General features: G+C 42.0%; 2 protein-coding genes. Both read right to left on the bottom strand.

Annotation, left to right across the window (positions count from 1 at the left end; all coding sequences use genetic code 11):
* Nucleotides 1-171: 171 nt before the first annotated feature.
* Nucleotides 172-1095: a helix-turn-helix domain-containing protein gene (locus ABDV71_RS04805; RefSeq protein WP_343531288.1), complete on the bottom strand. Its 924-nt coding sequence runs from the start codon at nucleotides 1093-1095 to the stop codon at nucleotides 172-174.
* A gap of 152 nt (nucleotides 1096-1247) precedes the next feature.
* Nucleotides 1248-11369 (bottom strand): choice-of-anchor Q domain-containing protein, encoded by a 10122-nt coding sequence (locus ABDV71_RS04800; RefSeq protein ID WP_343531287.1) that lies wholly within the window; start codon nucleotides 11367-11369, stop codon nucleotides 1248-1250.
* Nucleotides 11370-11563 lie beyond the last annotated feature (194 nt).

Raw genomic sequence — 11563 nt, 5'->3', positions numbered from 1 at the left:
AATCAGCCCATCGTGGTTTATCGGCACAAAAGTAAACTTCACACACCGTGTCCTGTAATTTTAAACCCCAAAACTTTGTCCAGTTTTATAAAACTGGACAAAGTTTTCAAAAACTACACTTCATATATCTCAGAAAAATTCTAGAATTGACCATCTATATATTTACTTAAACTATATAGAGGATGATGATAACGTGCTTCTATACTCTGCAGGACTTACGCCTACAATTTTTTTAAAAGCATTGTAAAATGCACTGCGTGAAGCAAACCCCGTTTGTTTGGCCAATGCCTCAATGGTAAAGTTACGCATGGCCTCGGTGTCGGCCATTTGCAGCTGGATGCTCTTGATTCGTTGTCCATTTACAAAATCAGCAAAAGTCATTTTGTAGACATTGTTGAATATAGCGGAAAGCTTGTGGGTACTGCTTGACAAGGTGTAGGCTACTTTCTCCAAACTCAAATCAGTTGTTTTAAAAGCTTCCTGCATTATAATATAATCTTCAATTTTTGCACACCAATCTTCAGTTTCTCTATCTTTTTGCAAAGAAAGCTGATGTTGTTTTTGCACCCGCAGCAAGGTCTGTAATTTCATATCCAACATGGAAGCTACTAAGTGTAAGGGCAAACGTTCGATGTATCCAGGTTTGGTGTTTACAAAATAAAGATAGCGTTCTTTGGCATTCCCTACCCTTATGATATGTGTGCGTTCTTGTGCATCTCTGTAATACTGTTCTACCATTACCCTAAAAAGGTAATTCATGTCAAAGTATTTGGAAAACAGTTCTTGCAAGTCATCATTATGCATAGCAATGAGTTCCGAGTCTTCTACCGCAATAATTGCTTCTTGCGATGGCACTACTCCATGTAAACCAGAAATAGAACTTACAAACTCATTATCAATAGAAATATAGGTCACAATTTCCTTTTGCTGATGAATGGTTTGTCCCATCATTGCTCCACGTTTAATAAAATACATATACTGGCATCGCTCGCCTTCTTTCAATAAAATCGTATCCTTTTTAACTTTCAGACTTACTGTTTTTTCATAAAAAGCAGTGGCCAATTCTTTACTGATTGGATAGATGGCGCCCAACATTGTCAAAATATAGGCGACATCTTCTGTAGGAGCTTTTTGTAACGCATTACGCTAGATATATCAACAAATATATTCTTTTATTCATGTTTCCTAAAAAACGATTTCAGCATAAGCAGTTAGTAGTATTACTACGCTTTTAACTTAATTTGTTTTTATTGCTTAATCACTTTCTTCGTTACACTTTCACTGCCGCCCACCAACCGCACAAAATACACCCCTACTGGATATTGTGCCAAGTCTATCTGAGTTTTATCATCTTGTGGCTTCAACGCTATAATGTTCAACACTTTTCCTTCTACGCTGCTCACCGTTAGCTTCGTGTATTTTCCAGCAGCAAAGCTCAACATGGCTTCTCCTTTGGTTGGGTTGGGATAAAGCTGAATACCTTGCGCAGAAAGCTCGAAGTTGAGCACACGTTCTCCCAGTTCGGCAGGTTTGCCATTCAAATCTACCTGTACCAAACGGTAATAGTTGTTACCTTTTAAAGGCTGTCTGTCGTAAAAAACATAGCTATTAGCTACCGAACTCGTGCCATGACCATTTACCTCTCCCAATTTTGCAAAAGCTTTATCGTCACCACTGCGGTAAACTACAAAGTTCTTGTTGTTCTGCTCGCTCGCTGTTTTCCACTCCAATTTAGCAGCATTTCCTTCGACCGTGGCTTTATAACTAATCAAGTTTACAGGAAGTGGTGGCTCGGCAACCAACAACGACTGTACTTGAGACGTAGCTGCGAAGTAGTTCCCATTACCCAACTGCGAAGCGGTAATATCTGCGGTACCCGCTCCTTTAATTTTAACCATCCATACACCAGCACTTTGATATACCTCGGCCACATTGGTATCGCTACTGCTGAAACTCAATGACAGCCCGCTGCTACTATTGGCAACAACTACAAAATCTGGACTTGTGGTAAGTTTAGCTGTTAAAGCTGCAAAACTGATGGTTTGACTAGCCTTATCTACTGTTAAAGTCTGTTGCACGCTAGTTGCAGCATTGTAGTTGGCATTGCCCAATTGCGAAGCGGTGATGGTAGTGCTACCTGCGCCAACAATCGTAACCGTATTGCCTGTAATGGTGGCCACTAACGGATTGGAACTCGTGTAAGTTATCGCATTACCAGATGCTCCGCCTGTGACACTTAAGTTAAAGGCCGCATCGCCATAGGTTTTATTTGCCAAGGCCGCAAAGCTGATGGTTTGGTCTGCTTTGTCTACCGTTAAAGTCTGCTGAACATTAGTCGCAGCATTGTAATTGGCATTGCCTAATTGTGAGGCGGTAATGGTCGTACTACCTACTCCTACAATGGTGACGGTATTGCCCGAAACGGTTGCTACCAAAGGATTGGAACTGGTATAGGTCACCGCATTACCAGATGCTCCGCCTGTGGCACTTAAGTTAAAGTCCGCATCGCCATAGGTTTTATTTGCCAAGGCCGCAAAGCTGATGGCTTGGCCTGCTTTGTCTACCGTTAAAGTCTGCTGAACATTAGTCGCAGCATTGTAATTGGCATTGCCTAATTGTGAGGCGGTAATGGTCGTACTACCTACTCCTACAATGGTGACGGTATTGCCCGAAATGGTTGCTACCAAAGGATTGGAACTGGTATAGGTCACCGCATTACCAGATGCGCCGCCTGTGGCACTTAAGTTAAAGGCCGCATCGCCATAGGTTTTATTTGCCAAGGCCGCAAAGCTGATGGCTTGGCCTGCTTTGTCTACCGTTAAAGTCTGTTGCACGCTAGTTGCAGCATTGTAGTTGGCATTGCCCAATTGTGAGGCGGTGATGGTAGTGCTACCTGCGCCAACAATGGTAACCGTATTGCCTGTAATGGTGGCCACCAATGGATTGGAACTAGTATAGATCACCGCATTACCAGATGCTCCGCCTGTGGCACTTAAGTTAAAGGCCGCATCGCCATAGGTTTTATTGGCCAGGGCAGCAAAGCTGATGGTTTGGCTAGCCTTATCTACCGTTAAAGTCTGTTGCACGCTAGTTGCAGCATTGTAGTTGGTATTGCCCAATTGCGAAGCGGTGATGGTGGTATTCCCTGCGCCAACAATGGTTACCGTATTACCCACAATGGTGGCCACTAACGGATTGGAACTCGTGTAAGTCACCGCATTACCAGATGCTCCGCCTGTGGCACTTAAGTTAAAGGCCGCATCGCCATAGGTTTTATTGGCCAAGGCTGCAAAGCTGATGGTTTGGCCTGCTTTGTCTACCGTTAAAGTCTGCTGAACATTAGTTGCAGCATTGTAATTGGCATTGCCCAATTGTGAGGCGGTAATGGTAGTGCTACCTGTGCCAACAATCGTAACCGTATTGCCTGTAATGGTGGCCACCAATGGATTGGAACTGGTATAGGTCACCGCATTACCAGATGCTCCACCTGTGGCGCTTAAGCTAAAGTCCGCATCGCCATAGATTTTATTTGCCAAGGCCGCAAAACTGATGGTTTGATCAGTTTTGTTAACGGTTAGTATTAATGAAATACTGCCTGCAGCATAGTTTCCTGTCGCAGCCTGCGCAGCGGTGATGGTCGTAGTACCGGTACCAACAATGGTAATGGTACTTCCGCTAATTGTAGCAACATTTTCATCGCTACTGGTATAAGTAAAGGCACCGTCGCTATTCGTGGTTGGTGCAGCAAGTGTAAAATCTGCATCGCCAAAGGTTTTGGTAATATTAGCAAAATCAGCTAAGGTGGTTACCAAAACACCCTGATATTCATAAGCTCCCATGTCAATTGCACCATTGGTTGCATAGTTGAAAACCCTTAAGTTTCCAGCAAGATCTTTGGTGCCAGCACTTAAACTCGTATATAGATTATTATTTCCTTTATTAATGGCAGGACTTGTGCTTTTTAGGGTATAATCGGCATTTACCTCATCATTAAAAATATCTGCCCCGGTTAAGCTACCCGCATTGATATTGCCATTCGTATTGTCAGACGAGCCTTTCAATAAAGAATAACTAGCAATATACCCAGCGCCCGAAATATTATCCCAAACAATACTGTTTTGTAAAACAGGTGCTCCACTGGAAACCACAGCAAAAGCCATATTGCCATTGTTCACAAAAGTTGTATTGGCAAAGGTTCCATCTGAATCGTGGATCACAATACCGCCACCACCAGAGGATGCTTTATTTTCATACATGATACTTCCTTTCACATTAACATTGGCCCCGGAGTAATTGTACATACCACCTCCAATACCACCTGAGTTAGCATAAATCTTACTGTTAATGATGGTAGGTGAAGCTTGCTCATTCATTACTCCCGCTCCCTGGGTTCCTGCATTTACGGTGAAGCTGCAATTTTCTACCATTGGCGAAGCAGTATGGTTGTACATTCCACCTCCATTAGCCCTGCTCGCTGAAACACCATTTACAGTAATGGTATTATTTCCGTTGGCATTCCCACCTTTTATGGTAAAGCCATCTAGTTTTGCATTACCCAAATCACCTGCGGCCAATACGACGTGGTGGTTATTATCTGTATTGTTAGTTATGCTGAGCGAAGTTCCAGAACCAGTCACCACATCATCTCCATTTACATCGCCACTCAAAATAGTCCCGCCTGCCCCATAAATCCTTACCTTGGTTAAATCATCAATACCATTGCTAGGGTCAAAGCCTCCATAAAGCAGTACATTTTTCACCAGTACAAAAGCATTATCACGTCCACCATCTAACACATAATTTGCATTTGCAGCATTATAAGCTGGCTTGTGAGTTCCTTTAGCCACATATATTTTCAAAGGTGTGGCATCAAAAACAGTTGGATTCAAATGATACATTTTCCTGGCCCATTTCAATGCATCGGCAAGTGAGGGACTGGCATTTGCCCATGATGACCCTTCGTCTGTTCCCGTTGCCGCAGCATCTACATAAAGAATGTTATTATTATCGGGAACCAGCTCTTGATATTCATAAGCTCCCATATCAATGGTTGTACCAGACAAACGCTTATTCCCCAACAAATCTTTATCCGTTAAATTACCGCCATTACTGGTGTACAGCAAATTGTTCCCTACGCCAATAGCTGGACTTTCATCATGTAAAACATAATTTCCAGCGCTAACGGGAGCTATGGCGAAAGCAGTTGGGTTAGCATACTTAGGGTCTACATCCAAATTGCCAGTTCCAGTAAATCCTCCTTGTATTACACTATAACTTACACTAGTCACCGCATCAATTTGATAAGAAACTTTTATCCTTACTTGGTCAATGTAAGATATCACGGTAGGCAGCAATAAACCAGAAGCTCTTGAAGTAACAGCAATAGCTACTCCAAAATCATTAGCGTTTACATCGGCAGGCGTTAAGGTAAGTCCCCAAAGGTCTGTATTGGTACCATAAGTAAACGCTGTTTCTGTTGTAGGCCAATTGACACCTGTATTGGCGTGGTTTGTTCCTGTCACTTGGTTGTTTTTAAGCAACCTGAAATCCAAATCTCTAGTAAAATTACCACCTGTATTATCGCTAGAAAATTTTCGGATTTCCACTTCAACCCCCAATATTTCTGCATTAGGTGGTATATTAAAACCTAATCCTTTTACTGCTAAAAAATTACTATTTCTTATGGTGCCTGAAATCAACATTGCTGCATTTGACATGGTTGCATAGCTATTATTATCGGTAAGCGCATTACCAGGATTATCCCAAGGATCAGTACCTGTACTATTATCATTAATGGCCACCATAGGGTTTTGATAATCTGGTGCTTCTACGGTCGTATTTTCTATAATACCACCACTATTACCGTAAACCACTGCATTTCCTATCACAGGTGAGGAAAGATTGTGATAAATCGCTGCATTTGCAGTCCCCGTACCGTTATTACCCGCCACGGTGGCATTTAATAATTTAGGTGCTGAATAGGCACTGTACATAGCTGCCGCACTGGCATTTCCCGAGGTTTTATTCCCAGTAATTAAAGTATTGGTAATTACTGGTGCAGCGGAATAGTTGTAAATACCTGCACCAGTATGATCTGCTGTAGCCGTATGTCCTGAAATGATACAATTGGTAATTTTAGGTGAAGCTCCCTGATTATAAATCCCCGCTCCTCTATCTTGATAGATGGTTTGACCATTCACTACAATGGTACTCGCCGTATTGGCATGACCATTAATAATGCTAAATCCATCTAATATAGCCGAACCTATATTGCCTACACCAAGCACTACGTGGTGTGTGTTATCCGCATTTGCAGTAATGGTCAATGTTGTTTCGTCGTTACCATTTAAATCGCCACTAAGAATGGTCCGATTAGCCACCAGCTTAAGATTACGTTCGCTTAAACTGCTTTCTGTTCCCGCGAAACCACCATACAACTCCACGTTTTTAACTAGCATAAAGGCATTGTCACGTCCTCCATCAGCAGTAAAATTTGCATCGGCAGCGTGATATGTTGGTTTGTAAGTACCCTTAGCTACATATATTTTTAGTGGCGTAGCATCAAAAACCGTCGCATCAGCATTGTACTTTGTCCTAGCCCATTGCAATACATCTGCCAGCGAAGTCACTGCATTTGCCCAGGAGTTTCCTGCACCTGTACCCGTAGCTGCGGCATTTACATAAACCACATGATTAGCATCAGGCAATACATCAAAACTTTGATATTCATAGGCTCCTCGATCAATCACACCACCTGTCGCGTATCTATATACCCTAGCATTGCCTGCCACATCTAAGGTTGTGGCATCTAAACCTGTATACAACGCATTACTTCCTGTATTAGCCGCTGGACTAAAGCTTTGCAGGGTATAATCGCCCACAATAAACGGAGCGGTACTAAAAGCTGGTGCATTGGTAAACAGAGGGTCTACATCTGTATTTCCTGTTCCAACGTAACCTCCCTGTACAATGCTATAAGCTACTGTTGGCGTACTATTGCTATTTATAATTCCATCACTGTTTCCGTAAATGATTGCATTGCTAATGACAGGCGAAGACGAAGAGCTATTATAGATACCACCACCCCAATTCGTAAAGCCAGCCTTATTTCCAGCAATAGTACAGTTAATTAACTTAGGAGATGAAGCACCATTATATATCGCTCCTGCGTATCGAACAGAGGTATTGCCATAAAAAACGCAATTCTTAACTGTAGTTGCAGCCGCTATTACATTATACATCCCTGCACCTGAGCTATTGCCTGTACTGGTATTGCCCTTAAACACACAATTAGTCACTGTAGGTGAAGCACCCTGGTTCATCATGCCTCCACCTCCAGAAGCACTTACCGTATTGCTCACAAATGTGCAGTTGCTAATAATAGCTGATGAAGATGAATAGTTAAACACGCCTCCACCACCGCTTACACTTGCAGAGTTGGACGTAAAAGCACAGCCAATAATGCTTGGCGAAGACCCTGTATTAAAGATACCACCGCCTCCACCAGAGGCATTGGAAGTAAATGTACTGTTGCTAATGTTAGCGGCTGATGATTGTTCGTTAAAAATACCACCTCCGTAAGTACTGGAGGTATTGTTTGAAAAACTACAATCAGTAATTATAGGGGACGAAGCGGTATTAAAGATTGCCCCGCCACTAGCTGAAGTTGCTTTATTTCCAGAGAAATTACAATTCGTGATGGTAGACGAAGAAGAGGTTGAATTAGTGATCGCTCCGCCGAAATCATTTGCTGTATTTTCTGTAAAAGTACAGCCGGTGATATTAGGTTTAGAAGATGAATAATTATTGATTGCACCTCCGCTATTCGCCCTGTTTCTAAAAAAAGTACAATTGCTAATGGTGGGCGAAGAGTTATTATAATTACTAATCCCCCCTCCGCCGTCAGCAGTATTTCCAGAAAATGTACAATTGCTAATGGTAGGTGCCGAGTTGTAATAGTTACATATACCGCCTCCTATAGTTGCTGAATTTGCTGCAAACAAACAGTTGTTAATGGTAACTGATGACCCATAATTATACATTCCGCCACCCCAAGTTTGGCCGCTTCCACCTTTGATCGAAAAACCATCGATGACCGAAGCTGCACTTAAGTTTATACTAGAAACTACATAACTTCCATTACCTTGCAAAAGCGTACTATCTGCAGCCATAGAACCAAATACCCGTTGGTTGATTTGGGTTTCGGTGCCTGCAAATCCACCATACATTTTCACGCCTTCTTTCATCGCAAAACTTTGCCCACTTGCAGGTTGATAGGTCCCTTTGGCTACCCATATTTGTTGGATATTGGTATTAGTGGTAGCCGCAGTAAGCACCTCCGATAATTCTGGAGCGGCATTAGTCCAACTGTTTCCACTAAAATTACCCGCACCATTTTGTTTGACATAGATGATGCCATTCGCATCTGGTGTAATGGGTACAACAAGATTGTAACTGCTTTCGAAAGCGCCAAGGTCAATCGTTCCTTTCTGCAAACGGTCATTACCCGCCAAATCTTTATCGCTGCTTAAGCTGTTGTTATTAACATCGCCATCAAAGGCTTCATAAAGACTATTGCTACCGGTACCCACTGCGGGGCTGCCATTCTTCAAAGTGTAAATACCATTACCATCATCTGTAAAAATATTGGTCGATGTTAGGCTACTTGCATCAATATTGCCATTGCTTGTTACAGAAGAGCCTTTAACGAGGGAATAATTTGCATTATAATTTCCAGAAACCGTTCCCCATACAATACTATTTTGGAACTCTGGAGTTGAGTTTGCATCGGAATAAACACCTCCAACACCATTATTGGCTAAGGTAGCATTCATCAACTTCGGCGAGGTCGAAATATTATATAAGCCAACTCCAGTGGCATCATTGGGTGTTGAGTTTCCAACGATAGCCGAGTTCACAAGCAATACGGTAGTAGATGATGTAATATAGACACCACTACCTCTGGTATTGGTACCGTTAACAATATTTCCACTGATGGTACAATTAGTGATTTGAACCAAGGGGCATGATGAATTGGATATGGCTCCACCACTAGCGTTAGCACTATTGGTTACCGAATTTCCGTTAATCGTGCAATTAAAAAGGCGTACGGTACTCGTTGAATTATACAATGCCCCGCCCGAATTGCCCGTAACCTTATTTGCATTGATCGTACAATTGTTAAATGTTAACGTAGAACCAGAATTAATCATACCAGCCCCATTTACTGCTGAATTATCGCTAATTGAACAATCATTAAGGATCAGCGTAGAAGAATAATTGGCCATACCACCCCCACCGCTACCACTATTCTGCAAATTGAGTTTGATGGTGCAATTAGTAAGCGTTACAGACGACAAAAGATTATAAATACCACCTCCAAAATAGTAACCTATATTTTTAGACATGACGCAATTGGTAATGGTTGAATTGGAAGAACGGCTATATATACCGCCCCCATTGAAGTTGGCCAAATTTTGTGTAAAAGCGCAGTTGGCTAGTGTTGGTGACGATTCTTGATTATACATACCTCCACCTGAAGCTTGATCCGTCGTAACGGTATTGATGGTGGTTTGACCAGAAGAATTATTGGCACTTCCACCTTTGACGGTAAAACCATCTAACCTTGCCGTTTCAACATCTCCTATCGACACCAACACGTGATAATTATTTTCAGTGTTATTGGTGATGCTTAATGTATTCCCCGAACCACTCACCACATCATTGTCATTAACATCGCCACTTAATACGGTACCGTTCGTTGGAAACTCATTAGCCGCAGTTGGCAAAACACGTGTATTGAGGTTAGTATTTCCGCTACTAGGATCAAAACCACCGTAAAGCTGTACGTTTTTAACCATTACAAAAGCATTATCCCTACCGCCATTAGCGTAGTTGCTCCCGTCTACCGCACTATAAAGTGGTTTATAAGTACCTTTTGCGACATAAATTTTAAGCGGGCTAGCTGTAGTGAAATTGTTCTGTTGCCTTGCCCATTTTAATGCATCTGCCAATTGCGGAATAGCATTTGTCCAACTGGTCCCACTACCGTCTCCAGTTTGTATATTCACATCTACATATACGATATTGTTCCCATCAGGTGCAATAGCAGCACTTTGAAATTCGTAGGCGCCCAAATCGACACTATTCCCTGATAACCTCGGTTGACCTGCTATATCTATAGAGACACTATTTAGGCTGTTATTCCCTTTGTTAACTGCTGGACTGCTAATCTTTAAAGCGAAATTACCCGCAGCAGCATCCATAAATTTAGGATCCTGATTATAAATCACACCAGTATTACAAGTTCCACCAACAGGACACGATGCACCTTGTACCAACGAGTAATTCACTTGGATTTCACCTCCACTGGCGGTTTTATCAAAAAAGGCAGTATTACCGTAAACAATAGAATTATTAAGGATAATTGGCCTAAAACCAGCATTCCAAAAACGAGCATATAGTGCCGCGCTACCCGTATTATTGTAAAAAGTACAATTGGTAACAATGAGGTTATTTGCCACTTGATCACCATAACCAATGGCACTACCCGCATTGGAGGTATTTCCAGCAAATAGGCAATTACTGATATAAGCATTACTTGATATACCACTGCCATTATAATAAATTGCTCCACCTGCGGCGGTACTGGCAGTATTATTTTTAAACGTACAATTGCTGATGTTTGGCACGGATTGAGTATTGTAATAAATGCCACCGCCTGTTACTGCCGTATTATTGTTAAAAGTGCAGCTCTTAATGACAGGCGATGACAGTACATTGTATATGGCCCCACCATAGGTAGCGCCATTATTATTAGAGAAAATGCAATTAGTAATCACGGGTGGTGTAGAACATTGGTAGTTATATATTGCACCCGCTCCATATGTTGCCGTATTTGCCAAGAACGTACAATTAATCACCGAAGGAGAACTACTGGCATTGTACATTCCAGCACCTGCAACTACACCTGCTCCCCCAGTTACTGTAAAGCCATCTAAAACAGCAGCATTTGTTAGCCCATTCAATTCATTTTTGATGACATAACTACCATTACCTTGTAAGGTAGTCACATTGCCGGTCCAATTACGAGCACTCAACGTTCCCTCGTTACCAACAAAACCACCGTATATTTTCACCCCTTCTTTCATGGCAAAAAATTGACCACTTGCTGGCTGATAGGTCCCTGCAGCTACCCAAACTTCATCACCAGCGGAAGATGCATTAACGGCAGTCTGGAAATTGGTATAGGCATTTGCCCAACTGTTGCCATTATTGGCACCAGTGGCATTAGCTTTTACATAGCGCGTGGTTTGGGCATAGCTTTGTATCACTACAAAACATAAGAACAGGAGAGTGTACTTCTTCATATTTTTAAAATAAATTCTTCAAGAGTAGCTTGCTACTTTACTCACCACAAGGTAAGTTTCAAGTATATTTTTATGAGGATAGAAAGGGGGGATAATTTGGGGTACAATTTTAGATATGGTTAATAGTCCTCCCCCTACCCCCTCAAAGAGGGGATATTAGCGAATGCAAACACATCGCTGTACTATTTAGCTAA

Source organism: Pedobacter sp., from assembly GCF_039594775.1.
In the GTDB taxonomy this organism is placed as follows: Bacteria; Bacteroidota; Bacteroidia; order Sphingobacteriales; family Sphingobacteriaceae; genus Pedobacter.
The sequence above is the reverse complement of the archived record's forward strand: the minus strand, read 5'-3'. Positions and strand labels throughout refer to the sequence as shown.